The organism is Psychrobacter aestuarii (assembly GCF_904846035.1).
Lineage (GTDB): Bacteria > Pseudomonadota > Gammaproteobacteria > Pseudomonadales > Moraxellaceae > Psychrobacter > Psychrobacter aestuarii.
On sequence record NZ_CAJGYT010000001.1, the window covers coordinates 1,258,457 to 1,284,792 of the forward strand.

Sequence of the window (26,336 nt, forward strand, 5' to 3'; positions counted from 1 at the left end):
AAGTGATACGTCTTATGTCCGTCCCCGCTGCTGCACCTCTACTGTGCCCCCCTGCTATCCGCGCTTATCTGGGCGGCTCGTTTGACCCCATTCATCAAGGACACATCCAGATGGCGCAAGCGGTGTATGGCACCTTGCAGCGCTGGCACGCCCCGCAGCAAACGGTCTCCGTCTCTTTGTTGCCCAATGCACGCTCACCGTTTAAAGATGAGAGCACCGCACCGAGCCACCGTCTGGCGATGATACGCCAAGCTATCATGGGCACGACGATTGACGTCAGCGAGCTTGAGCTGTGGCAGACGCCGCCTGTCTATAGCATCGACAGCGTACGCACCCTGCGCGAGCGATTCCCGCACGACTGCCTGATATTTATTATGGGCATGGACAGCGCGCGCACACTCGATAAATGGCGCGAGGGCCTAGGGTTGACCGACCATGTACACTTATGGATATTTAACCGCTACCACAACACAGACAGCAATCGCGGCACCAGCATCGACCCAAAAGTGCTCGCCGAGCAACTGCCATCTGACTTGCAAGCGCGCGTCGTGCCTGAAGTGTCCTCGCTACTGACCCCGTGGCAAGCGGGCAAAGGGGCAATTTATATCGACCCGCGTCCGATACCTGCCATCGCCAGCACCGACATTCGCGATGCCCTAAATGGTGCAGAGCCAGCGCCTGACCGAGTGCCTGATACCCTGCATCGTCGTGTTTATCGATATATTATTGAGCATCAGCTATATTCTGCGGGCAAATTCCGTTAAAATCAAAGCATTGCAGCCTCGCATACCGCTGATGGCGCGCTCACCGTATTCGATTATTGATTATTGATACCAAAAGAGACAGATATTTATGACCAACACCATGACCGAAGCCCGTTTGAATGAATGCTTAGCGTTAGTGACCGAAACTCTAGAAGACATGAAAGCCAAAAACATCACCGTGCTCAATGTCGAAAACCTAACCGACGTGATGGAGCGCATCGTCATCGCTGACGGTACCTCAAAGCGTCACGTCCGCGCCCTTGCCGACAGCCTCGGCGCTGAAGCCAAAAAAGCAGGCTTTATGCCACTAGGTCGCGAAGGCGGCAGCGACTCTGACTGGACGCTGATTGATTTAGGCGCGGTCGTCGTGCACATGATGATGCCGCAAGCACGCGAGTTCTACGACCTAGAAGGTCTGTGGTCATCGCCTGAGAGCCTTGCGGAGCTGGTCGCGACCCCACGTGAGAAAAAAGCAGGTCGCCGCAACTAAGCCATCCGCTGCCAGTGAATGCTGGCTGAAGCATAAAAAGACCCGCTGTTACGGCGGGTTTTTTTTATGCCTCTCATTTGGCAATACCAACACCGCCGCAGATAATATTAGATAAATGTTTAATCACTTGCTATCATCAGGCATGCTGCTTTTTGCGCTTGTCTGAGCGCACAAACGCCGCGCCTATTTGTGTTTTATGCCAAGGATTACCCATGCCAAGCCTGCACCCGACCGCCATCGCCCGCGACTTATCCCAGCCCATCGCTATGCTCACCTGTGTGCGCGCAGGCAAAGCCGTGCCCTTTACCCGTGGCGAGCTGAGCGCCATTAATAAAGCACCCGTCAGCGCACCCGTCGCCGTCAATGCTATGGGACTCATCACTGATGAACAAGCCGACCGCAAACACCACGGCGGCGTGCTACAAGCCGTGCACGAAATGCCCACCGCCACCTATGCGCGCATCAATGCGCAGTTTGATGTAAACGTAGAAATCGGCAGCTTGGGCGAAAACCTGACCACCATGCCGATAGGCGACATGCCCGCGCTTGATGAACGCAACGTCTGTATTGGCGATATCTATCAATACGGTAACGCGCCAGCCGATGCCGTACGCCTGCGTGTGGTGCAGCCGCGCCGACCCTGCTACAAAATCAATGACAAAATCGGCAACGGTGATAGCGTGCCCAACATCGCCGTATGGATAAACAAACAAGGCATCTCAGGCTGGTATTATGAAGTGATTCAAGAAGGCACATTGACCGCTGATGTCCCTGTATATCTGGTCGAGCGTCCCTATCCGTTTGCCACGCTAGCCGCCTTGTGGCAACTGACCAATAGCAAGGAAAAGCACGCGCCTGAGGTCATCGAGCCGTGGCTTGCAATTGAGTGTTTGGAGGAGAGCTGGAAAAAGGTGTTAAGAAAAAAAATTAAGTGAGTTTAGATAGGATTTTACTTGATAGATATACAAGAGTCAGCAATAAGGTCAAATAATGAATGATACAACTATTCCTTGTTACTTTTTAAAGGAAAACAATATTGTATTATCTGCGCATGAAGTCAACTATTCTATCCAGCATAAGCTTATTTATCTAAAAGATTTGGGTGAAATTGTCGATATGTCATTAAACAAATATCCCAATGATGAGAGACTGCTGGAACTAGCGCTTAATCTTCTATCAGACAGTTTTTATGTAGACACTGATATTGGACTTCTAAGTTCAACGCTTTGTGAAACGACCTGTGAGCCTAAATCAGTACGAAATAAATGGAGATATATTATCTTATCTTGGCTCTATGAAAATAGAACAGATAGTAGTGCTGATTACGATAGCATCAATAAAATCTATGCCGATTTCGATTATCCTGAAGATATGGAAAGTTTCATAAGTTATATGCCTGCTCATTATGATACTGAAAAGCTAGGCTATGACAATATCTTGCATAACTGGAAGGAATATCTAGATACGCATAGACATTTAATAGAATAAAATTTTCAATCTAAACTACCCCTTGGCAAGATGCCATTCCTAAAATCCGAGCATGTCATGGTAAAAAATATCTTTTTAGCACTTGGTTTTACGCTGACCCTGATCGGCTGCACCACACCCGCGCCGCGCTATAGCATCGACAGCACCAGCTACCAAGCCACAGGCAAAAACGAGCGCATCCAGTTTATCGTCCTGCACTACACCGCCGAAAACGATGCCGAGTCGCTACGCATCCTGACCGAAGCGCGCGTCAGTGCGCACTATCTGATCCTCAAAAAACCCGATGCGCGCATCTATCAGCTCGTGCCCGACAGCGAGCGCGCTTGGCACGCGGGGGCTGGCAGTTTTGCGGGGCGCAGCGTGCTCAACGATACGTCCATCGGCATCGAAATCGTCAATGACGGCATCGCGCCCGAATATCGCGGACAAAAAGGCTATCACCCGTACGCGCATTTTGTCCCCTTTGATGCGCTACAAATCAGAAAAGTCGCCCAGCTGGTTAACGACCTCGCCACCCGCTACCGCATCGACCCCACGCACATCATTGCCCACTCGGATATGGCACCCTCACGCAAAATCGACCCTGGCGCACAGTTCCCATGGCAGCGTCTGTATCAAGAGTACGGCATCGGCGCGTGGTATGACGAGGCGGACAAGGCAGAGTTTTTAAATCGGCGTACCTTGGTCGCGCCGAGCGTGCAGGAAATCAAACAAGCCTTTCGGGACTATGGCTACCCGATGAACGACACCGACACGTGGGACAAAGCCAGCCGCGATGTCATCTACGCCTTTCAGCTGCACTTTCGCCCAGAGCAGCCTACAGGGGAGATGGATGCGGAGACGTATGCGATATTGCAGGCGTTGAATAGGAAGTATGGGGGTTGAGGTGGTTTTTACTAAGCGTGCAATCAGGAGACATAACTATAGATAATGTTCAAAAATAGGAGCAAGACGAGCTGCAAAAGTATCTGAAAGCAAAGGCTAAGTAAGATCAAGAAAAGGAGCAGAAAGTAAATCGCTTTCTGCTTATAAGGCGGGCGTATTAAAGTAAAGTGCTAAGATTCATGAGTTGATCAGTAAAAACTTCCTTTAAAGGAAATTTTTTGACGAATATACTTATGTTGGACTACGCTTACTAATCCACCGTAGGCAACCTATTTTCGATAAGCTAAGAGAAACTTTAAAAACCTATTCATATTAGATGTTACTTTATTTTCGTACAACTCCTCCTGAATCACAGCATCCATATGCTCTTCAACCGCTTCTTCATCACTCTCGATACTTTCTGGAACTAAACTTAGTCTAATAAATGGTTTGGATTTATCAGCTTCAATATCTAATTTATAATCAAATGACAAACTTCCCTTTGTTCTATCTTGTTCATTCTCACTAAAACTAATATCGACGATATTATTATCTTCAAAATCTTCGATGATTAGGGCTTCAAACCTTTCTTTCGTTGTGAGGATACATGAATCTGAAATATTGAAACTATTATCATAAACCTCACAACCACCAATTTTACAGAAATACTCTTCTGAATATTCTTTAGTAATTTGTAGTTTTTTAAGATTTTCTTCATCTCCATTTAATAAATAAAATATTAAATCAGATATACTTTGGTGACATAGAAGAACAGCATCAGATATTTCAATCTTGTTTAAAATGAAGAATAACATATTATCTAAAGAGTCAAATGACTTATAGCTTGTTGGATTATTAGTAACTATTTTTCTTAATACGATAGTTCTTAGACTACTTGCTACTCCTTGGCCGCAACCTTCAACTAAATTATTAACTAAAGGCCTATCATCACTCATGATATAAAATTTCTCAAAATCTATTGCATATATCTCATTAGTAATAATTAATTCACTTTTATCTCTTTCTATTGTGTTGAACATATTAATTGGAAACTTCGCTTTATCTTCTAAGAAACTATTAGATGCCAATTCAGCTATTTCAAAAATAATTTCTTGATCGATATTAGAATTTACAATATGATAATTATTGATATTCTCAATCTTATTAATCAAATCTTCCATTGATTCTATAAAATTTTCACGATAAATCTCTATTTCCTGAGTTATTTTTTCAGAATATAGCAACTTGTATTCAGATGTTTTTTTAGCAATATCAATCAAAGATCTAAAATCACGAATAATATCTACCCTGTTTGAAAAGCTATAAATATTTGATTCTAAAATATCTAACCAGCGTTTTGATAGCCTCCATTTACTTGATGAGTAAGAAACAATTAGTTGAACAAACTCATTATCTATACTTACATTATACCATCCTGCGTACATCCTACCAGAAACCATTTTCTGACTAAATTTACGGCTATAATTTTCAAGTAGTTTTTTCTGCCAACTAAATTCACCGTCTATACCACTAAAATTAAAGTTTTTGTATCTAATGTAAATACCTAGCAATTGACTAGCCTGATTAATACTTTTAACTTGAGTATCAATAGTACCAGTAGGATAGAGTCTCTTTTCTTCTAGCAATGCATCAATATAAGTTTTGACTCTTGGAATATCATCGCTGTTAGCTAATATAGAACATACTGTTAAAAACCTTACGTCAACATAGGCATTTTTCATAGCTATGCTGATGGTTGAATCTACGTTTTCGTCTCCTCCTTTTCTAATCTTAAACCATAAGTCGAAATCATTTTTGGATAACATTTCAATATCAATAACTTCTGAATGCCATAAGTATTCTTCCTCATAAGTCTGTATATCTAAGGTTGTATCCTTCCAATGAATCAACATATCGGTAGACCAGCTTAATGCATAGTCATTATCGAACTCTAATGATTCAACTACCATTTCAGCTGTATACTTTAAGTGCTCGAATAATATTATATAGGATTGATCGACTTCCTTATATTTAAATCTAATATAAGTATTTTTCCATTCTTCCCAGATTGATACAAAATTATTTATAGAATCTTCAAAACCATCACTAAATGCTACATCAGCTTTATCAGATAATTTTTTCCACTTTAGAAGAGCAACCCAGAGATATAACGTATTTCTGAGGACGGTCTCAGCTTCAGACTGAGTTATATATTTTTGTTCGAAAAATATTTTTCGGTAAAAACTTAAGCTATGATAGAAATATTGTGTATTACTCGGAATTTTATCAACAGTTTACTTTAACACAGTATAATATGCTCTCATAAAATTTGCAAAATACGAAAAACCCCAAGCGCCTTCATTTAGTAACAGCCAATTGTCATACTTCCCGTCAAGGTTTTGAAAAGATAAAACCTCAGATAGCTGTATATGATACCTTGCTAGTCTATCTAATGACTCAACAAACTGATTTTCATCATTATTATTCAATGTAGTGTAAATAGGACTAGTAAACACCTCTAAAGCAGACGACAATCCAATATCTGTTTTATTACTTTTTTTCTGATATCTCACAGAATTTTTTATTAAAAACGATACTAGAATATTTATATTAAATCCTGAATATTTTACCAGAATTACATCTTTATCTCCACTTGTGAACTCAGGTATACAAACATGAAATTTACACTTGCTTGATTTAATATTATTTACATCTATAGATTTCTTTAAGATATTAGATTGCAACCATATCGCTAAATTTATCTTCCATAATGAAACATTAAGCAAATCTTTATATTTACCAGCCACATAATTAATCTCTTTATCATATTTATCAAATATTAAACCACTTGACACTGTCAACACATCATCATTACTGTTACTTAGGAGCTTATATTGAAATAACCCTTTAAGATATACACTGCGTATCCGTTGTTTTAAATCAGTTTTACAAACTTCATTTGTTACAAATCGAAAAATAAACTCATCTTTTTTATTTTCATCTAAAATACTTAATGTTTTAATGAAAAACCAAACTGTTAGAAATAGGTTGAAAATAAACCAAAACGTTAAAGTTATATTTAATATAAAACTTAATTTATTTGTTAAATTTGCATTAAAAATCAAGCTAAATGTGAGGATGATAGCTAATGATAAACCACTTAAACCAGCAAACATAAAACCAGAATATTTTTGGTATAGAGAAAAAATAACTTTTTTACCTGCTTTATCTTGAAATAAGATACTAACAAGTGAGATTACTAAAGGATAAATTAGACCTACAATGGTAATTTGACTAGTTAATAATACGCCTAATAAACTAGAGTCTTTTTTAATCTCAATATTTGCTGGTATATAGCTCACCCAACAATATGTATTTGCACTTATCGTAAGACATAATAAAACTAATAGTAATAGGTATTTTATATAAGAGTTTGACCAAGAAACTATACTTTTTTCAAGAAAACTAGAGCGGTTATCTTTATAAGCCTCATTATTAAATAAGGTTTCTTTAAGTTCATTATTCACATGATGAGATAGAGGACGAAGTCTATTCAAGAAGCTACCAAATTCTTCTGACATATGGCATCCTTTTTAAGAATTTAGAGATTAGAATCAATTTTTTATTAAAATCGAAATCAAAGACATATATTAGCTCTAAACACAAAAAAAGGTGAGCATTACGCCCACCTTTTTTTATTACTCAATCACTGTATACGCTTAGCTTAGCGCAGCCATGCACGCGCATTGCGGAACATACGCATCCACGCGCCGTCGTTGTCCCACTCTTGTGGTTTCCAGCTGTGGTTGTAGGCGCGTAGGTTACGCTCAGGGTGCGGCATCATGATGGTCACGCGACCGTCGGTGCTACACAGACCTGTGACCCCGCCGATAGAGCCGTTCGGGTTCAGCGGGTAGGTCTCGGTTGGGCGACCTTGGCTGTCCACATAGCGCATCGCCAGCTGACCGTGTTTTTCCATACCGTCGATGTCGGTGGCGTTTAGCGTGGCGTAGCCTTCACCATGCGCGACCGCAATCGGTAGGATGCTGTCTTGCATGCCTTTGAGCAAGATAGACTTGGTGCGCTCAATCTTGACGTTGACCGTACGCCCTTCAAAGCGCGCTGACTTATTAGCAATAAAGCGTGGGAAGTTGTCCGCGCCAGGAATGAGGTCTTTTAACTGCGACATCATCTGACAGCCATTACACACGCCAAGGCTAAAGGTTTCAGGACGGGCAAAGAAGCGCACAAATTGCATGCGCAGCTCGTCATGGAACAGGATAGAGTTCGCCCAGCCTGAGCCTGCGCCCAGCACGTCACCGTAACTAAAGCCACCACAGGCGACCAAGCCATCAAAGTCGCGTAGGTTGACGCGTCCTTTGAGTAGGTCGCTCATGTGTACATCGACGGCTTCAAAGCCCGCTTGGGTAAAGCCTGCTGCCATCTCTAGCTGACCGTTGACGCCCTGCTCGCGCAAGATGGCGACCTTTGGACGGCTGGTGCGGCTGTTGAGGTACGGCGCTTCGATGGCTTTATCCAGCTCAAAGTTCGGCGCGGCAATCAGACCTTGATGGCTCATATCACCGATTAGGTCAAACTCTTGCTGCACGCTCTCTGGGTTGTCACGGCGGCGGGCAATCTCGTAGCTGACCTGCGTCCACGCTTGCTGTAGCTCACTGCGCGCAAAGTCTAGCGCGGCGTCGCCTTGATGCGTTGGCGTCTCGATGATCAGGCGGTCACCTTCACAGCTGTGACCGATGAGGCTCAGCATATCGGTGACGTTGTGCTTATCCGCAAGGGCGGTCACAGCGTCAATATTTTCAGGCAAGACCTGAATGACCGCGCCCAGCTCTTCACTGAACAGCTGACCGAGCAAGTTATCATCAGTCAATGACAGTTTGATGCCCTGACGGCTGGTGAATTGCATTTCGGCGACACTTGCCAGCAAGCCACCATCACCGATGTCGTGATAGGCGCTGATAACGCCTTGTGCATTACCCGCTTGGATAAAGTTAAAGAAGTTCACAAGGTCGCTTGCGTCCGCCAAGTCTGGGCAGTCGTTACCAAGCTGGCTCATGGTTTGCGCGAGTATTGAGCCGCCAAGGCGCAGCTGACCTTTTGATAAATCAAGGCGGTATAGCGCGCTGTCACCGTTGACCAGCTCAGGCGTGAGCGTGCGGCTCACGTCACTGACAGGAGCAAAGGCGGTGATAACAAGACTCATCGGTGAGACGACCGATTTGTCACCCGCGTCATCGCTCCAGTTGGCACGCATGGATAGCGAGTCTTTACCGACAGGAATGGCGATGCCAAGTGCTGGGCACAGCTCTTCGCCGATGGCGTGTACCGCGTCAAACAGTGCCGCGTCCTCAGCATCATCGCCACAGGCTGCCATCCAGTTTGCCGACATGGTGATGTCAGACAGCTGGCGGATAGACGCGCCTGCGATGTTGGTGATGGCTTCACCGACCGCGAGGCGTGCCGAGGCTTTTGGGCTGATTAGGGCAACAGGTGTACGCTCGCCCACGCTCATCGCTTCACCTGTCATTGGCTGACCGTCTAGACCAAGCAGCGCTGATGCAGTTACCGCGCAGTCCGCAACAGGCACTTGATAGCGACCGACATACTGATCGCGCACTACCATACCTGTGATTGAGCGGTCGCCAATGCTGATTAAGAAAGACTTGCTGGCGACAGTTGGGTGACGCAATACGTCAGTGACGGCGGTTTTGATATCGACATTTGATAGATCAAGCGCAGGATGGCTGCTCTCTTCGCGGCTAAAGCTGCGCTGCATCTTCGGTGTGCCGCCGAGCAACACTTGCATCGGCATATCGACAGGCTGCTCTGGCAACAATGCGTCATCAACGATCAGCTGACGTACTTCGGTCGCCTCGCCCAAGATGGCGTACGGGCAGCGCTCACGCGCACAGATAGCGTCGAACTGCTCACGGCTTTGAGGGCGAATCGCCAAGACGTAACGCTCTTGCGCTTCGTTTGACCAGATGGCCATTGGTGACATGCCCGCCTCAAGTGACGGCACTTTACGCAAGTTTAGGTGTGCGCCCATTTCGTGGTCGTTGACCAGCTCAGGCATGGCGTTTGACAGACCGCCCGCGCCCACGTCATGGATAGAGACGATGGGGTTATTGTCCGCATTGTCGTTGCCGTCTTTGTCCGCGCCAGCCAGTGCCCAGCAGCGATCGATGACTTCTTGACAGCGACGCTCCATCTCAGCGTTGTCACGCTGTACAGAGGCAAAGTCCAGACCTTCATCCAGCTCACCACTGTCTACCGATGACGCCGCGCCGCCGCCCAAACCGATTTGCATCGCTGGACCGCCAAGTACGATGAGTAGATCACCTTCGGCAATGGCGTTCTTTTCAATCAGGTTGCGCTTGATGTTGCCGTAGCCACCTGCCAGCATAATAGGCTTATGATAGCCGCGCATTTCGCTGCCGTCTTTTGCCGCTGAGGTGTCGAGTTGGAAGCTGCGGAAATAGCCGCATAGGTTCGGACGACCAAATTCATTTGAGAAGTTGGCGCTACCCAGTGGCGCTTCGGTCATAATCTCAAGGCTGCTCGCCATACGCTCAGGCTTGCCGTAGTCTTTGGTATTGACCGCGCCTGATTGCTCCCATTTTTCTGGCAGCTCTGGGATGTGCAGATGCGAGACGTGGAAGCCTGCCATGCCTGCTTTTGGCTTACCGCCGCGACCTGTCGCGCCTTCGTCACGAATCTCACCGCCCGAGCCTGTCGCTGCACCTGCATACGGGGCGATTGCGGTTGGGTGGTTGTGCGTCTCAACCTTCATCAAGATATCGATGTTTTCTTGATGAAAGCCATACTGATGCGTGGCGTTCACGTCAGTAAAGTCAGTCGGTAGTGGATAAAAACGCAAGCCTTCTGCGCCCTCCATCACCGCCGCGTTGTCTTTATAGGCGGACAAGATGCCTTGCGGATTTTTCTGGTGGGTGTTTTTGATCATTTGGAACAATGATTTTGGCTGTACTTCGCCATCGATTGTCCACTGGGCATTAAAGATTTTATGACGGCAATGCTCTGAGTTGGCTTGCGCGAACATCATCAGCTCAACGTCTGTTGGATTGCGCTTCAATTCATTAACATAAGCATTCATCAGATAGTCGATGTCTTCGCCAGACAGTGCAAAGCCAAACTGAGTGTTTGCAGACTCCAATGCGCTACGACCTTCGCCCATCACGTCAACGTGGTTTAGCGGCGCAGGCGCATGGTCGTCGAACAGTTTGCTGGTCGCGTCCAAATCGTACATAAGGCTTTGGGTCATGCGGTCAAAGAGCAGCTGTTCGGCGGCGGCAGGCAGTTGACTTGGCAAGCTGCTGCCCGCTTCGGTGCTCAGTGTATAGACAATCACGCGCTCGATGCGGCTGACGTCAATCTCGCAGTTATTAAAAATATCGGTCGCTTTACTCGCCCACGGAGAAATCGTACCAAAACGCGGGCTGACGATGACTTGACGCTCGTTGTCGGCAGGCGTACTGATACTGCCCTTTTCAGCAAGTCCCAACAGATCCAGCGCTTTTTTTTCATCATCACTGCTGAGGGTGGTTGGCAACACATACACTTGCTGCGTGCTAATCTGCGTGATGTTCAGCTCAGTTTTTTGTTGAAACTGGCTGATGAGCTGCTGCGTCTGAAAATCGGTCAGAAAAGGAAGTCCGGCGATGGTCATCATAAGGCATAATCCGTAAGATCAAGGCATCACTGCCATGCAAAGTAAATGGTCTGCGCATTATAACAAGAAGCCCACCAAGAAACAGGTGCAAAGCGCCACAAATTCGCGCGACTGCATGATTTTAGGCACATTTTGGCGGCGGACTGGTGGTTTTGCTCGCTATTTTTTATTTTTTTCCGTATTTTTTTGGCGCTGGCAGCTGCGCATTTATCGCGCTATTTGTTTGTTTGTTTTGCCTATTTTTGTGGCGCGCCTTTTGCGCGATTCGTTGGATTATTGAACATTTTTTACCAAACTCGCGTAAACCTTACAAACGATAACATCGTCTTACTGCGCGACTATATAAACCTATCGGTAATGCTGGGTATGCTGTATCCAGTTTATTAAGACACCAATAACAACATAACAATGACTGCAAAATAAGGATGATCTTTCATGAATAAACAAGAACATATCGACAAGATTCAGGACATTATCAAAGACATTAAATATGCGATGATGACCACACGTACCTTTGAAGACCATCTACACGCCTGCCCAATGACGACCTCAGAAACCAGTCTTGGCGCAAAAGAAATTTGGTTCATCGGTGACAAAACCACCGAAACGGTTAAAGACATCCAAAAACAAGCGCAGGTCAACCTTGCCTATGTCAGCCAAGATGACAAAGACTATGTGTCTATCACGGGTAAAGCCGAATTGGTCGATGACAAAGCAAAACTAGAAGAGCTATGGTCACCAGTATACAACGCCTTTTTTGAACAAGGTAAAGAAGATGCCAATGTACAGCTGATTAAAGTCGTACCACATGGTGCAGAATATTGGCTCAGCGGTAGCTCAGTGGTCAACATGTTCAAAATGACCGCCGCCGCCGTACAAGATGGCAAAAAAGCAGACAACCTTGGCGAGAACTATTCAATTGAGTTTTAAACCATAACTGAATACGTCAAGCATTAGCTAAGCGTAAAGCACAAGCACAGCTGATAAAAAAGCCCGCGATGATAGCGGGCTTTTTTTGTGGCCATCATTGATTATCAATCAAATCGCACCCGTAAAAAAAAGCCAATCGTTTATCGCGATTGGCTTTTTTATTGTTTGTTTATTAGCGGCATTTATTGACAGGTTTTTATTCACTACCGCTTTGCTTCAGATACGGCCACGCTGCTTTTAGATAAATCATCATCGACCATAGCGTCAGTATCACCGCTGCGACCATCAGCAGATAGCCGACCAGCTCCAGCGACTCCCAATTTAATAAGAGTACCGTAATGGCAATCATCTGAAAGGTGGTTTTGAGCTTGCCGACATACGACACCGCCACACTGGTGCGGTTACCCAGCTCCGCCATCCATTCGCGCAGCGCCGAGACGGCAATCTCACGCGAGATAATCACAATCGCAGCAATCGCCATAATGATGTTCGGGTGCCACTGCACTAAAATAATCAGCGCGGCGGCGACCATCAACTTGTCGGCGACAGGATCAAGAAAACGCCCAAACGCTGAGGTGATGTTCATCTTACGCGCCAAGTAACCGTCCAGCCAATCGGTCACTGCCGCGAGTACAAACACCAAAGTCAGCAGCACATGACGCAACAGACTGTCGCTAAACTCGTTCATACCCACGCGGGCGATGACATTGTCAGGAATCAGCGGCATGCCGATACCGAGTGCGGGCGGCCAGTACGCAATCGCAATGAACAGCGGTATCATCAAGATACGCGCGATGGTCAGATTGTTCGGCAAATTAAAGATGCTTTGCGCGTTTTGGGTACTGGGGCGTGAGCGCTCGGTCATGGTAACTCATTGTATGATGGTCGTAGTAATGGCAAATAGCTTAGCACTTTTCTATCTGAACGTCATGCCATCTGTGGGCATTCGTTGAAACGCTAAAATAAAAATAAAGCGTGCTCGCAAGCGGATACGACAGAAGTTGTAAGTAAAAATGACAAGCGCTTGATTTTACAGCGATTAGCGGCATTATGGTAAGTAAGGCAAAGGGACAACAAAACCAATGTGTCACACTTTCCTCAGCCCGCAGCTCCTCCTCTGCGGGCTTTTTTTTGTCCGCTTATCGCCGATTGCGCATGCCTGCCAGCATAACAGCCATTTATGATGGCTGTATGACGCGGGTGACACTCGCTTGTGCCATCTGATAGCAAGCCTCAATACTGCCCGCCCCGCACCAGTCGCCTGTCACTAGCCAGCGCTTTTGTACGTCCATTAACGGCACGGGCGTCAGTGGGTTGTCGGTGGTTGCCGCATAGCGCCAGCGGTGCATATCAATATGTGTGGGCGCTGTCTCGGCATCCCAGCCAAGTACATCTTGCACCGCTTTAATGAGGCTTGCCCGCACCACATCTTGCGCCTCATCCACATGCGCCTCAGACCATGCATTGTCCGCATGAATGGTGACGCTCGGCAGCAGATGACCATGCTCAGGCTTGTCATGCTCAATAAATATTTTGTCCAAAATACCATCGGCGATGGACAATACCGACCATTGGCGTGTTTTGTCTTGCAGGCGTGCTGGCAGATGCGCTTTGTCTTGCCAGCCGAGCATCAGGGTATAGCATGCCTGCATGGTAGGTGCTGATATCTTATCTTTTGCCGCAAAGCTTGTGTCTGCAAACAATTCTGCCGCCTGCACATTGGGCGCGGTGCAAATGACCCAGTCAAACATGCCCACGCTATTGCCCGCCTCGTCATACAGCTCGGTGCGCGGTGTCTTGCCCTGCTGGTTTACAGCGCTGTCGGTCAACGGCGCAATGCGCGTCTTAAACTGAATCTCGGTATGCGTCAAGCGCTCGGCAATGGCGCGTCCCCAGCTGGTCATTTTTGGGCTGCTAATATAACACGGGTGTTTTGGCGTATCGATGCTGCTATCCGCCAGTATCTCAGCGTGTCCTGATTGGATGTGCGCGATACGACTTTGCCATGGCACCAAAGTATTGGCATCAATAAAGGGCGCAATAAAGTGTTTAAAGTCGTCCGATTTGGCACTAAAACTTTGTACCCCCATCGCCCATTGCCACTCTTCTGCGCTGTCCGTTTGCGGTTTGCGGTAGCGGGTCGCCATGCGCCCAACGCCGCGTGATTTTTCAAAGATGGTGATACCAAGCTTTTGCTTGTTTTCGGTTGCCCAGTCACGCTCCAGCAACGCGGCGGTAATCAGCCCTGTTAAGCCACCACCGATAATGGCGATGCGCGTGGTGTCTGTATCCGTCATGGTCTGTGCCCTTATTCTTTGTTTATGCTGCCATAAAAGTATGATTTAAAAACTCAAAAAACAAAAAGCCATGCTATCTGACGATGCATGGCTTTTTATTGGTTTATGGTGCGTAAATTGTCACCGTTTTGGCGATTTGTTTACGCTTGGGTGGGGACGCGGCGCTATGCCTTTTGCGCACGCTCTTTTTTGACCACATCAATGAGGGTTTCGACCACATCACTGTCTGATAGCGTGGACAAATCACCGAGCTGATCGTCTTGACCTGCGGCAAGCTTGCGCAAGATGCGGCGCATGATTTTGCCTGAGCGCGTCTTGGGCAAAGCATCGACGATATGAATGGCGTCCAGACCCGCAATCGGACCAATCTCAGTACGCACATGACGATTGAGCGCGGCGCGTAGGTTTTCGCTGTCGTTCTCGCCTGATTTTAGGATAATAAAGGCACAGATGCCCTCACCGCGGATGGGGTGCGGCATACCCACGATGGCAGCTTCTGCGGTTGAAGGGTGTGCGACCAAGGCGCTTTCAATCTCGGCGGTGCCAAGGCGGTGACCTGAGACGTTCAACACGTCATCGACGCGTCCTGTAATCCAGTAGTGCCCGTCTTCATCACGCTGCGCGCCATCACCTGTGAAGTAATGCCCTTTATAAGTACTAAAATACGTCTCTAAAAAGCGCTGATGGTTGCCATAAATGGTGCGCATCTGACCAGGCCAGCTGTCACTGATGACCAGATTGCCTTCGGTTGCGCCATCTAAAATCACGCCTTTGTCATCTACCAAGTTGGGCTGGATGCCGTACATGGGGTTCATCGCTGCGCCTGGCTTTAAATCGACGGTATTCGGAATCGGTGCCATCAAGATACCGCCTGTCTCGGTCTGCCACCACGTATCGACGATGGGACAGCGCGAGTTACCGACGACGTGGTAGTACCAATCCCACGCTTCAGGGTTGATCGGCTCGCCCACACTGCCGAGCAGACGCAGGCTGTTACGCGCAGATTCGCGGACAAAGGCATCGCCCTCTTTCATCATCGCGCGAATGGCAGTCGGTGCGGTGTATAAGATGCTGACATCATGCTTGTCAATGATGTTGCCCACACGCGCCCATGTTGGGTACTCAGGCACGCCCTCGAACATCACGGTGGTGGTACCGTTCGCAAGCGGTGCATAGGTGGAGTAAGTATGCCCTGTAATCCAGCCGACATCGGCGGTACACCAGTAGACGTCATTGTCTTTGACATCAAAGACATCGCGGAAGGTCGAGAGCGCATAGGTGATATAGCCGCCCGTGGTGTGCAGCACGCCTTTTGGCTTGCCTGTCGAGCCTGAGGTGTAGAGCAAGAACAAGGGGTCTTCGGCGTTCATTGGCTCAGGCTCGCACACTTCATTTTGCCCATCGACCAGTGAGTGATACCATGCATCACGGCGACCACTCATGGGGATAGAAGTACCCGTGCGGTGGACGACGATGACTTTTTGTACGCAGTCTGTGCCTTCAACATCCAGCGCACGGTCGACGTTCATTTTAAGGGGCGTGCGTTTGCCGCCGCGCAAACCTTCATCAGCGGTGATAATCAGTTTTGATTGGCTGTCCACGATACGGTTGGCAAGGCTGTCAGCTGAAAAACCGCCAAAGACCACCGAATGCACCGCACCGATACGCGCACAAGCGAGCATAGAAATCATCGCTTCTGGTATCATAGGCATATAAAGGGTGACGCGGTCGCCTTTGGTGATGCCAAGTTTACGCATGGCATTGCCCAAACGGCAGACTTCTGCGTGCAGCTCTTTAAAGGAGATAATCTTGTGCTGTGAAGGGTGGTCACCCTCCCAGATGATGGCAGGTTTTAGTGGTTGGGTTTCGACGTGACGGTCAAGACAGTTGACGGAGATGTTTAGCACGCCGTCTTCAAACCACTTGATGCGAAAGTCTTCTAAGTCGTAGCTGACGTTGCTGATGATGGTCGGTTCTTTTATCCAATCAATCAGCTTGGCGCGTTCACCCCAAAAGGCATCTTTATCTTCAGTGCTGCCAACCGATTTGGCGTACTGTTCTTGGTATTTTTCGGGTGTGGTGTTTGCCGCTTGCGCAAACGCTTCGGTAACAGCGAACGTCTTTTGTGTCATGTTCAAATTCCTTTTTGATTATCATTATAAATACCGGATGACGCGCACCTCGGTGAGTCGTACAAAAAAAAGCAGACACATGGCTTGGCGATAAGGACGTTCCTTATGTCCCGCTATCGCTCGGTCAGTAGTGCCTCAACTATAGTTTGACAAATAAGCGTGGGCGATGCAAGGCGCGATACAATTATCCTATCTTATCGCTCGTATTGCTGTAAAACCAGTAAATACAAGGGCTTGCGCGGGTAATGCCTGATATTATTTTTAGCCAACTTTTCCTAAATACTTGCTATATATAGGGAATTGTACAAAATGACGCGCGCGTACACGGCGCGTGATAATCGTTATTTTTTGACAAAATCATCACTGGATAGGTAATTTTATGACGGGTAAGTATTATGATGCCATCATCATCGGTGCAGGCGCATCAGGTCTGTACTGTGCGCTGCATGCAGGGCAACGCGGTCTGCGCGTCTTGGTGCTTGACCATGCCAATAAAGCGGGCAAAAAAATCCTGATGTCGGGCGGCGGGCGCTGCAACTTTACCAATTACTTTGTTGCGCCTGAGCATTTTATCAGCGCCAACAGCCACTTTTGCAAATCGGCACTCAGTCGCTATCCGAGCTGGGAGTTTATCGCCATGGTTGAGCGTCACCAAGTCGCCTATCACGAGCGCGAGCATGGGCAGCTGTTCTGCGATGATTCCGCGCAAGACATCTTGACCATGCTGCTGGACGAATGCCAAGCGGCAGGGGTCGAGATACGGCTAAACACGCAAGTGGATACAGTGAGCGCGCAGGAGCCAGACGCTACGGACGGTACACGGTTTGCCATCAGCACCACGCCCAAAGCAAGCAAAAAAGCGGCGGTCAGCGAGCCTGCGCCGACGGTCTATCACAGCCGCACGCTGGTGGTGGCAACGGGCGGTCTGTCCATCCCCACGATGGGCGCAAGCGGTCTTGGCTATCAGTTAGCCGAGCAGTTCGGGCACAGCATCGAGCCATGTACGGCAAGCCTTGTGCCCTTTACCTTTACCGACCAGATTGGCGAGCTGATACGCAGCCTGTCTGGCGTCAGCATTCCTGTGGTGGCGAGCAATGCGCGTGCCTCGTTTCGCCTGCCGCTGCTCTTCACCCACCGCGGGCTGTCGGGTCCGAGCATGCTACAGCTGTCCAACTATTGGCACACGGGTGAGACCATCGACATCAACCTGTTTCCCAATACCGATATCAGCGCGCTGCTCATTAAACACAAACAAAAGCACCCCAAACAGCTGATACGCACGGTACTGGCAGAACACGCCAGCGACAAACTGCCCAAAAAACTCCTAAGCGCGCTGCAAACGCATCTGTGGCACGAGCAGCGCGATACCGATCTTGCCAATATCAAAGACGAGCAGCTGCATCAATTGGGCGAGATACTAAACGGCTGGACGCTCAAGCCCTCAGGCACTGAAGGCTATCGCACTGCCGAGGTGACACGCGGCGGCGTGACCACAGAGGCGGTGTCCTCAAAAACCATGGAGAGCAAGCAGCAGCAGGGCTTGTACTTTATCGGTGAGGTGCTCGATATGACTGGCTGGCTTGGCGGTTATAACTTTCAGTGGGCATGGGCAAGTGGTTATGCCTGCGCGCAGGCTTTGTAGGCGCGGGCGGCGCTAAAAAAGGGCGCAAATGGTAAAAGTAAAAAACACGGCAAATGACCGATGCTCGCCGTGACCTTACGCATCTATGCCAACTGCGCAACTTTTTTTGAGCATTAATGATACATTGTTACCCGTCATTTGTTTTATGATAGAGCGGCTTTGATAAGCACAGCTTAACACGGCTGCTTAGCCGCTATGTATTGTATTTCCATGCTCAGCGAGATTGTTACCCATGCGCGCAATTCAACACGTCCACAGTGATGTTCCCAATCAATGGATTGGGGATGGTTTTTATGTCAAGACTGTCATCAACCATCTGGCAGGTACGCCTGAATTTAATCACACCCATACCGACCCCTTTTTGCTGCTCGATTATGGCGAGCCGACCTATTTTGCCCCCAATCCTGACTACGAAGCGCGCCCGCACGGCATCGGTCTGCACCCGCACAAGGGGTTTGACATCGTCACCGTCGCCTATCATGGCGAGCTGTGCCACTTTGATACCGCAGGGGGTCAAGGCACGCTAACCAATGGGGATGTGCAATGGATGACGGCAGGACGCGGCATCATGCATGAAGAGTTTCACTCGCCCAAGTTCAGCCGTGAGGGCGGGATATTCAACACCGTGCAGCTGTGGGTCAATCTGCCAAGAGCGCACAAGTATACCGAGCCGCGCTACCAAACGCTAAGACGCGCTGAGATGCCAAACGTGCCGCTGTATGACAGCCAACAGGCAACGCGTACGCTCGGCAGTGCGACCTTAATCGCAGGGGAGCTGCGGCAAACCGAAGGCAGGATTGATACTTTTTCGCCCATCAATTTGTGGGACATTGCCCTTGATAAGGTTGGCACGACGAGCGTACACGTGCCCAAAAGCCATACGCTGATGATATTGGTGCAAGAAGGCGCAGTGCGGGTGCAAGATACCACCGTGATGGCAGGCTCACTAGTGCAGTTCGCCGCGCCCACCTGTAGCACGCTGGTGGATGGCGCTGTCGATGCGGGCGCTTACGATACGGTACGTCTGTCGGTCAGTCGAGAGGCGCTAAAGCAGGACAACAGCGTCAAGCTGCTGCTGCTAAGCGGTCAGCCGCTCGGCGAGCCGATGGCGGGACACGGTCCATTCGTCATGAATACCAAGCAAGAACTGGCGCAGGCCTTTCACGACTATAAAAACGGCGTGTTTGGCAAAGTACCCGCTACCACTTAAAGCCTTTATTCTGCTGCCGTAAGCATAAAAAAACCGCCTAAGCTAGGCGGTTTTTGATATCAATAATACTAACGATTAAGACGCCGATTGCGCAGCATCGTTGGTTTCGCTCAAATACGGATAGTCCGTATAGCCCTCAGTGCTGCCACCGTAAAAGCTCTCTGGGTGCTGCTCGTTTAGTGGGGCACCTGCACGGATACGCTCTGCCAAATCAGGGTTGGCAATATAATCACGACCAAAGGCAACGGCATCGATATAGCCTGCTTTGATGTTCTTTTCTGCCTTATCGGCATCGTAGCCGCCTGCTGCGATAATCAACTGACCGAACGCATCACGCACACGCTGACGGAAGTCGTCGCTGTATGGCGTACCGCCCGCCCAATCTGGCTCTGAGAGATGCAAATACATGAGTTTGCGCTTGTTGATTTGTTCAATCAGCCAGATGTTGTCGTCTTCTTCATAGCCTGCTTCGACATTGTTAAACGTGCCAAGCGGCGAGATACGAATGCCCACGTGCGCCGCGTCCCACGCGTCAACACACGCATCAATCACATCAAGGGTCAGACGGGCGCGGTTCTCTACGCTGCCGCCATAGTTGTCATCGCGCTGGTTGGTTTGCTCAACCCAAAACTGATGCAGCAAGTAGCCATGCGCGCCATGAATCTCAATGCCGTCAAAGCCCGCTTCTTGCGCGCATTTGGTCGCATGCGCAAAATCGGCAATCACTTGCTCAATCTCTTCAAGGCTGGCAGGACGCGGCGGCGTGGCATCCACACGAATCGCTTGGTTGTCGCTATCACGCAATGAAGTACGAATACCCACATCGACGTCCGATGCCGAAATCGGTGCTTTACGCTCAGGCTGCACGCTCTCATGTGACACAAGACCCGTGTGCCACAGCTGCACGACGATTTTGCCGCCCTTGGCATGTACATTATCGACAATCGCTTTCCACGCCGTCACTTGGTCTTTGGTGTGTAGCCCTGGCGCGCCTGCGTAGCCTTTTGCCTGAAACGACACTTGCGTTGCCTCAGTAATCACCAGCCCTGCGCCTGCACGCTGCGCGTAATATTCTGACGCCCACGTGATGGGCACATCGCCTGGCTCAACGGCGCGTAAGCGGGTCAAGGGTGCCATTAAAATGCGATTTTTTAGCGTCTGCTCGCCCATCTGTACAGGCTCAAAGAGAATGTCATGTGCCATAAGGAATCCTTATTATTGTGTGTATATCAATGCTGAACACTGATGATAAAAAATATTAAATTTATGTAGAAAATCTTATAAAACCATTAGTAAAACTAATTTTATACTCACCTTTAATAGGGCGAATCAGGCAGCATTCAAGTCAGCATTACAAACGGAAACAGCCGCTGGCAGTAGGGATTTATTGTGTAATTAAGAGCATTAAAAATATAAAAAAACTTTTGTAGAGTTATTTCAAGATTTAATTTATTATTAAAAACGGATTTAAGTTTATTAAAACTACTCTTACGACGACAAAAAAAAGAAAGCGCATTAATTTACTGTTCTTTTATTTTTTGTCGCATTTTCATTGTTTACTATTTATCGAGGAAAGGTCATGAAAAAAATTGCCCTATTCATAGGCGGCATGTCATTAGCTACGGCGGGTTTTTGCGGAGTGGGTCAGTTTTCAGACGAGACGACGTGCTACGTGTATAAGCAAGACAAACTACAAAAAAAGCTAAACTGTCATTATGAGGGCGCTGAGGGGGCAGCGATGAGTTATGGTTTTAGACAGGTCACCTATAACCTGCCAGGATTTGGCAAAATGGCAACCTCTACCAGTGCAAACTACAATGACCGTAATGAAGTGACTGGATCGACAACCACCGTCAATGACGAGCCAGCCATTATCAGATATCGTCTGCCAACCAATCAGCGTATCGTCAGTGATGCTTATGCGCAGTCTGGTAAAGCGGTTATACAGTGCTATCTTAGTACCAAATCGCGGTGGGAAATCTGTGCTGAATAAACGCCATCATGATTAAAATATTAAAAAGCTGAGCGTATGGCTTGGCTTTTTTAATTGCTACCACAAACCATCAACGCGTCGTCCTGTTTTATTACCAGCCTTTCCTACCTCCCTACCACACCCAACCATACGCCCATTGAATTCGCACTTGGCATGGGTAAGAATGTGGCTACTCGATAATAACCACTCATCATAATCAGCCGACAGCGACATTTAAAAAGGACCACCCATGACCCTACGCATCTTACAATCTGCCATCACCAACCCGTGGTTTAACCTTGCGACCGAAGATTGGCTGTTTCAAAGCCTCGGCAAGGACAGCGACCCGAGCACGCACACACTGTTTTTGTGGCGCAATAGCGAAACGGTAGTTATCGGGCGCGCGCAAAATCCGTGGGTAGAATGCAAGGTCGATAAGATGCAGGCGGACGATGTGTTTTTGGCACGGCGACAAAGCGGCGGCGGCGCGGTGTTTCATGACCTTGGCAATACCAACTTTACTTTTTTATCGCCCAAAGCCGACTACGACCAGACGGCGAACTTTACCATTATCATCAACGCGCTAAAGTCGCTTGGCATCGACGCAACGCTGTCGGGGCGCAATGATATGCAGGTCGGCGAGCGCAAAATATCGGGCAGCGCCTTTAAACACACCGCTGAGCGCAGCTTTCATCACGGCACGCTTCTGGTTAATGCCAATATGCAAAAGCTCGGCGACTACCTCAACCCGCATCCGCTAAAGCTCAAAGCAAAGGGCATCAAATCGGTACGCGCCCGCGTGGCGAACCTGAGCGAGTTTAATGACAGCATCACCCATGAGCTCTTATCCGAGGCGATTATTGACGCGTTCTGCGCCTATTATGGCGAGACGGCACAGGTCGAAGCGCTTGATGAAGCCACCCTCGCCCAGCAGCCCACGCTCAACGCCTATTATCAACAAATGGCGGACTGGGACTGGCGCTTTGGCAAAACGCCTGAATTCACGCACCATGTTGAGACGCGCTTTGATTGGGGCATGATGGATGTGCATCTGGACGTGACGCAGGCGCAGATTAGCGAGGTGGTTATCTTTTCTGACGCCCTAAACGTCGAGCTGATTGATGGGTTAAAAGCGGCTTTGACGGGCGCAAAATACAGCCAAGACGGCATTGCAGCGCGTTTAGACGCATTAGCAAACGCGCATCCTGAATTTGCCGCGCAAGTGGGTGATGTGAAGGGGTGGATGATTGGGGAAGTGGTTGGGTGAGGACACAATTTTTTATATCTAATAAAAGTCTTTTAAGAGTAACGTCTAAAAATGAGAGCAGTATGAAAAAATTATTATTAGTATCTGTTTTTTTCTCAAGTTGTTATCTATTACCTGTATACGCAAATGCAGCAAGCTTCGACTGTAACAAAGCAGCTACTTGGGTTGAAAAGACGATCTGCAAAAATAATGAATTGTCTGAGCTTGATGAAGCTATGGCAAAGAAATACAGTAAAAGTCTTAACGACATAGCAAATGAAGAAGATGCTGATATTTACAGAAAAAATTTAATAATAGACCAGAAACTATGGCTAAGTTTTCAACGTAATACCTGCAAAGATATTGAGTGTCTTGTTCGTGAATATAAGGAATATCTTGATGAAAGAAGCTATTACGATATTACTTGGAGTTATCCAGATGAGCTAAGCACTTCTGATTTACCTAAACAATCTTCTTTTGGCAGCTTTTCTTATACTTTTGACCTACCAATATATAACTCGGATACGGGTAAATTTGATGAACAGATAGCTACAAATACACTTTCTATCAATGAAGTCGATAATAAACCTTATCTCTCAGTCATTGATAGCACCTTATTTTTTACTAATTTACACTCTTGTGTTATTGAAGAGAGTCTTGCAACATGGTCGCAGAATCATTGGACTATTAGCGACAATCGATCAGATAGCACGACTGAACTTCGCCTGTATCCAGGCACCTATAAAGGCAAATTCCAACTGTTATTAAAAGACACTGGAGATCAGTTTAGACAGGAACGATGTGGTGTACGTGGTTACTTTGATGGCATTTTACTAAATCGAGAATGACAAATTAAAGCGTTTTGGCTTCGCGCAAAAAGTGAAACAGCCAAATTGGTATGCTTCAATTAAAAATATAGAAAATGGCGGTAAGATAAATCACCGAACCGCCTCTACATTTAAGTAGATTATTAAATCCCCGCCGCAACCTCCGCCCCATCACGAATGGCGCGTTTGGCGTCCAGCTCTGCCGCGAGCTTTGCCCCGCCGATGACGTGATATTGCGCTTTGGGCGCGTCCCCGACTTTGGGCATCAAGTCCACCACCGATTCTTGACCCGCGCAGACGATGACATTATCCACGCGCAGCAGTTGGCTGTGCCCTTCTGCATTGGTTATCCAGATGCCTTCATTGGTGATTTTTTCATACTGTACACCTGAGATTTCGATGACGCCGTGCGATTTGATGTGCGCGCGGTGTACCCAGCCTGTGGTTTTGTTGAGCCCTTTGCCCAAGCGCCCTTTGCTGCGCTGCATCAGATAGACTTGGCGCTTTGGCGTGATGCCCTCAGGTTTGTGCAGTCCGCCTGCGCTGTCGTAGTCGGCGTCTTGGGTGACGCCCCACTCCTCGCGCCACTCTGCCACCGATTGCGCTTTGGGGCGGTAGCTTGGGTCTGCAAGCATGGCATCAGTCAGCACTTGCGTGTGCTGGGCGGTCAAGTATTCACTGACGTCAAAGCCAATCCCGCCCGCACCAATCACCGCAACTGTCGCGCCAATCTCATGCTCCCCTGATAGCAGCTCTGCATAGCTTAAGACGTGCGGCAACTCTGCGCCTTCTAATTTGCCCTCAAGGCTACGCGGCACGACACCTGTGGCAATAATGACGTGATGATAGTTGCTTGCCTCCAGCATATCGCTATCGACAGCGGTGTTTAATTTGACATGAACGCCAAGATGCTCAAGCTCATTGCGATAGTAGCGAATGGTTTCAAAAAATTCTTCTTTACCAGGGATGACTTTGGCGTAATTAAACTGCCCGCCGAGGCGCGATTTTGCCTCATATAATGTCACTTCGTGCCCGCGCTGGGCGGCAACGCACGCCGCCGACATGCCCGCCACACCGCCACCGACCACAGCGACTTTTTTGGGACGTTTGGCTTTTTTGTAGACCAGCTCGGTTTCATAGCAGGCTTGCGGATTGACCAAACACGTCGAGCGCTTATGCTCAAAGGTATGGTCGAGGCAGGCTTGGTTACAAGCGATGCAGGTATTGATGCGCGCGCTTTGTCCCGCTTTCGCTTTATTCGCCCAGTTGGGGTCAGCAAGTAGCGGGCGCGCCATTTGTATCAAATCCGCCTGCCCCGACTGTACGATATGCTCGGCGGTATGCGGCATGTTGATGCGGTTCGCTGCCATCACAGGGATGCTGACATGGCGGCGCACTTCGGCAGCAAAGTCAGCAAACGCCGCACGCGGGACGCTGGTGACGATGGTCGGCACGCGCGCTTCGTGCCAGCCAATGCCTGTGTTAATAATGGTCACGCCCGCCGCTTCTAATGCCTGCGCCACAGCAATGACTTCCGCCATGGTGTTGCCGTCTTTGACCAAGTCGAGCATGGACAAGCGAAAGACGATAATAAAATCCTCACCGACAGCCGCACGTATCGCCTGCACAATCTCTACAGCAAAGCGCATACGCCCATCAATATCACCGCCGTATTCGTCTTTGCGCTTATTCACATGCCGCGATAAAAACTGATTGATTAAGTAGCCTTCTGAGCCCATGACCTCGACACCGTCATAGCCTGCTTGCTTGGCGAGCGTGGCAGCGCGCGCGTAATCGCTGATGGTTTGCTGGATGTTTTTTGCGCTCATTTTGCGCGGTTTAAAGGGCGAGATAGGCGATTTAATCGGGCTTGGCGCGACCACAAACGGATGGTAGCCATAGCGTCCACTGTGCAAGATTTGCATCAAGATTTTGCTGTCGTGCTTGTGTACCGCGCGGGTTAAACGCTGGTGGTGGATGACGTCCATTTTGGTGTTCATCGTCCCACCTGCAGGCAATAGCCAGCCTTCACGATTGGGCGAGATGCCACCAGTTATCATCATACCCACGCCGCCTTTGGCACGCTCGGCAAAGTAGGCGGCGAGCTTGCCATAGTTATAAAAGCGGTCTTCTAATCCTGTGTGCATCGAGCCCATGACCACGCGATTTTTCAGGGTGGTAAAGCCCAAATCAAGGGGCGTAAACAGATGCGGGTAGTCGCTGTTGTGCGTCGGTATGTGCGAGTCGTTGGCGGCGGTATTTGCCTGAGCAGCTGAGCGTGCATCCATGATGGTGATGTCCTTATCGTCCCGAAGTTGATGGTAATGGCGCGGTTTTGTTTGTAGAAAAACAGTCATAAAAGCACTCATCTTAAATAGCATCGATTGGTTAAATGACATTGTTTTGCTTGCTGTGACTGCGTCTTTTGATGCTACAAAAAATGTCATTTAATCTTGCCGCATCATTTATGCCGTATTAACTGTCTTACGCTGAGTAAAAAGCTATCGTTGTTGGTTGAGCTGATTTTATCCTAGCATAGCGACTGAGAGCCTCACTATGACGTTAAACGACTGGCGAGTGAGTGTTTTTTTGCGTTGTTTGTTTGGCATTCGATATTTTGCATCACGCGTCTAGCTACTATAGCGAGCGCGGCGCGATGTTGTGTAGCCGTTCTGCTGCATTATTTTTATTTATGATAAAAAACATTTTTTATGACACCGTGAGTCGACTATTTTTGGTTGTTTTTATTGAAAAATTTGC

20 protein-coding genes are annotated in these 26,336 nt (G+C 48.1%); 12 read left to right on the forward strand and 8 right to left on the reverse strand.

Translation table 11 applies throughout. The features are described from left to right. The first annotated feature begins 14 nt into the window (after positions 1-14). The 5 genes from JMW05_RS05200 to JMW05_RS05220 all read left to right on the forward strand — a co-directional run bounded on the left by JMW05_RS05200 (position 15) and on the right by JMW05_RS05220 (position 3,627). Positions 15-764 carry a nicotinate-nicotinamide nucleotide adenylyltransferase gene (locus JMW05_RS05200; RefSeq protein WP_201504300.1) on the forward strand — a complete coding sequence of 250 codons (750 nt, stop codon included), beginning with the start codon at positions 15-17 and terminating at the stop codon, positions 762-764. 88 nt (positions 765-852) lie between these two features. Further along, a complete protein-coding gene (rsfS, locus tag JMW05_RS05205) occupies positions 853-1,254 on the forward strand; it encodes a ribosome silencing factor (RefSeq protein ID WP_201504301.1) in 402 nt (133 codons plus the stop codon). 212 nt (positions 1,255-1,466) lie between these two features. Beyond that, positions 1,467-2,189 carry an MOSC domain-containing protein gene (locus JMW05_RS05210; RefSeq protein ID WP_201504302.1) on the forward strand — a complete coding sequence of 241 codons (723 nt, stop codon included), beginning with the start codon at positions 1,467-1,469 and terminating at the stop codon, positions 2,187-2,189. 55 nt (positions 2,190-2,244) lie between these two features. Then, entirely contained in the window at positions 2,245-2,742 is a 498-nt protein-coding gene (locus tag JMW05_RS05215) for a DUF2247 family protein (protein WP_201504303.1), read from the forward strand. A gap of 57 nt (positions 2,743-2,799) precedes the next feature. Continuing rightward, positions 2,800-3,627 carry an N-acetylmuramoyl-L-alanine amidase gene (locus JMW05_RS05220; protein WP_201504304.1) on the forward strand — a complete coding sequence of 276 codons (828 nt, stop codon included), beginning with the start codon at positions 2,800-2,802 and terminating at the stop codon, positions 3,625-3,627. Positions 3,628-3,896: 269 nt separating this feature from the next. On the opposite strand, the gene JMW05_RS05225 is transcribed toward JMW05_RS05220, so the two are convergent. The 3 genes from JMW05_RS05225 to purL form a co-directional block, all read right to left on the reverse strand. Then, positions 3,897-5,576: a hypothetical protein gene (locus JMW05_RS05225; RefSeq protein ID WP_201504305.1), complete on the reverse strand. Its 1,680-nt coding sequence runs from the start codon at positions 5,574-5,576 to the stop codon at positions 3,897-3,899. A gap of 324 nt (positions 5,577-5,900) precedes the next feature. Continuing rightward, complete coding sequence (locus tag JMW05_RS05230) at positions 5,901-7,187, reverse strand: hypothetical protein (protein ID WP_201504306.1); 1,287 nt, start codon at positions 7,185-7,187, stop codon at positions 5,901-5,903. Between the two features lie 143 nt (positions 7,188-7,330). Continuing rightward, on the reverse strand, positions 7,331-11,320 hold the full coding sequence (gene purL, locus JMW05_RS05235) for a phosphoribosylformylglycinamidine synthase (RefSeq protein WP_201504307.1): 3,990 nt from the start codon (positions 11,318-11,320) through the stop codon (positions 7,331-7,333). A 34-nt stretch (positions 11,321-11,354) separates the two neighbouring features. Between purL and JMW05_RS05240 the strand changes: the two genes are divergently transcribed. Further along, entirely contained in the window at positions 11,355-11,600 is a 246-nt protein-coding gene (locus JMW05_RS05240) for a hypothetical protein (protein ID WP_201504308.1), read from the forward strand. Positions 11,601-11,755: 155 nt separating this feature from the next. Then, a complete protein-coding gene (locus JMW05_RS05245; protein WP_201504309.1) occupies positions 11,756-12,250 on the forward strand; it encodes a pyridoxamine 5'-phosphate oxidase family protein in 495 nt (164 codons plus the stop codon). 196 nt (positions 12,251-12,446) lie between these two features. Here the strand turns inward: JMW05_RS05245 and pgsA are convergent, their stop codons facing one another. From pgsA to acs, 3 genes are all read right to left on the reverse strand, one after another. Continuing rightward, complete coding sequence (gene pgsA / locus JMW05_RS05250) at positions 12,447-13,115, reverse strand: CDP-diacylglycerol--glycerol-3-phosphate 3-phosphatidyltransferase (protein ID WP_201504310.1); 669 nt, start codon at positions 13,113-13,115, stop codon at positions 12,447-12,449. Positions 13,116-13,428: 313 nt separating this feature from the next. Continuing rightward, positions 13,429-14,547 carry an NAD(P)/FAD-dependent oxidoreductase gene (locus JMW05_RS05255; RefSeq protein WP_201504311.1) on the reverse strand — a complete coding sequence of 373 codons (1,119 nt, stop codon included), beginning with the start codon at positions 14,545-14,547 and terminating at the stop codon, positions 13,429-13,431. A gap of 164 nt (positions 14,548-14,711) precedes the next feature. Next, complete coding sequence (acs, locus tag JMW05_RS05260; protein ID WP_201504312.1) at positions 14,712-16,679, reverse strand: acetate--CoA ligase; 1,968 nt, start codon at positions 16,677-16,679, stop codon at positions 14,712-14,714. 379 nt (positions 16,680-17,058) lie between these two features. On the opposite strand from acs, the gene JMW05_RS05265 reads away from it, so the two are divergent. Together JMW05_RS05265 and JMW05_RS05270 are read left to right on the forward strand one after the other, a co-directional pair. Continuing rightward, on the forward strand, positions 17,059-18,321 hold the full coding sequence (locus JMW05_RS05265; RefSeq protein WP_201504313.1) for a BaiN/RdsA family NAD(P)/FAD-dependent oxidoreductase: 1,263 nt from the start codon (positions 17,059-17,061) through the stop codon (positions 18,319-18,321). A gap of 232 nt (positions 18,322-18,553) precedes the next feature. Continuing rightward, positions 18,554-19,531, forward strand: coding sequence for a pirin family protein (locus JMW05_RS05270; RefSeq protein WP_201504314.1), 978 nt, complete (start codon positions 18,554-18,556; stop codon positions 19,529-19,531). A 75-nt stretch (positions 19,532-19,606) separates the two neighbouring features. Here the strand turns inward: JMW05_RS05270 and nemA are convergent, their stop codons facing one another. After that, complete coding sequence (nemA, locus tag JMW05_RS05275) at positions 19,607-20,734, reverse strand: alkene reductase (RefSeq protein WP_201504315.1); 1,128 nt, start codon at positions 20,732-20,734, stop codon at positions 19,607-19,609. A 376-nt stretch (positions 20,735-21,110) separates the two neighbouring features. Between nemA and JMW05_RS05280 the strand changes: the two genes are divergently transcribed. The 3 genes from JMW05_RS05280 (at position 21,111) to JMW05_RS05290 (ending at position 23,597) form a co-directional block, all read left to right on the forward strand. Next, a complete protein-coding gene (locus tag JMW05_RS05280; protein WP_201504316.1) occupies positions 21,111-21,524 on the forward strand; it encodes a hypothetical protein in 414 nt (137 codons plus the stop codon). Positions 21,525-21,753: 229 nt separating this feature from the next. After that, positions 21,754-22,770: a lipoate--protein ligase gene (locus tag JMW05_RS05285; RefSeq protein ID WP_201504317.1), complete on the forward strand. Its 1,017-nt coding sequence runs from the start codon at positions 21,754-21,756 to the stop codon at positions 22,768-22,770. 62 nt (positions 22,771-22,832) lie between these two features. Beyond that, entirely contained in the window at positions 22,833-23,597 is a 765-nt protein-coding gene (locus JMW05_RS05290; RefSeq protein WP_201504318.1) for a lysozyme inhibitor LprI family protein, read from the forward strand. 122 nt (positions 23,598-23,719) lie between these two features. On the opposite strand, the gene JMW05_RS05295 is transcribed toward JMW05_RS05290, so the two are convergent. Continuing rightward, a complete protein-coding gene (locus tag JMW05_RS05295) occupies positions 23,720-25,864 on the reverse strand; it encodes an NADPH-dependent 2,4-dienoyl-CoA reductase (protein ID WP_201504319.1) in 2,145 nt (714 codons plus the stop codon). Positions 25,865-26,336 lie beyond the last annotated feature (472 nt).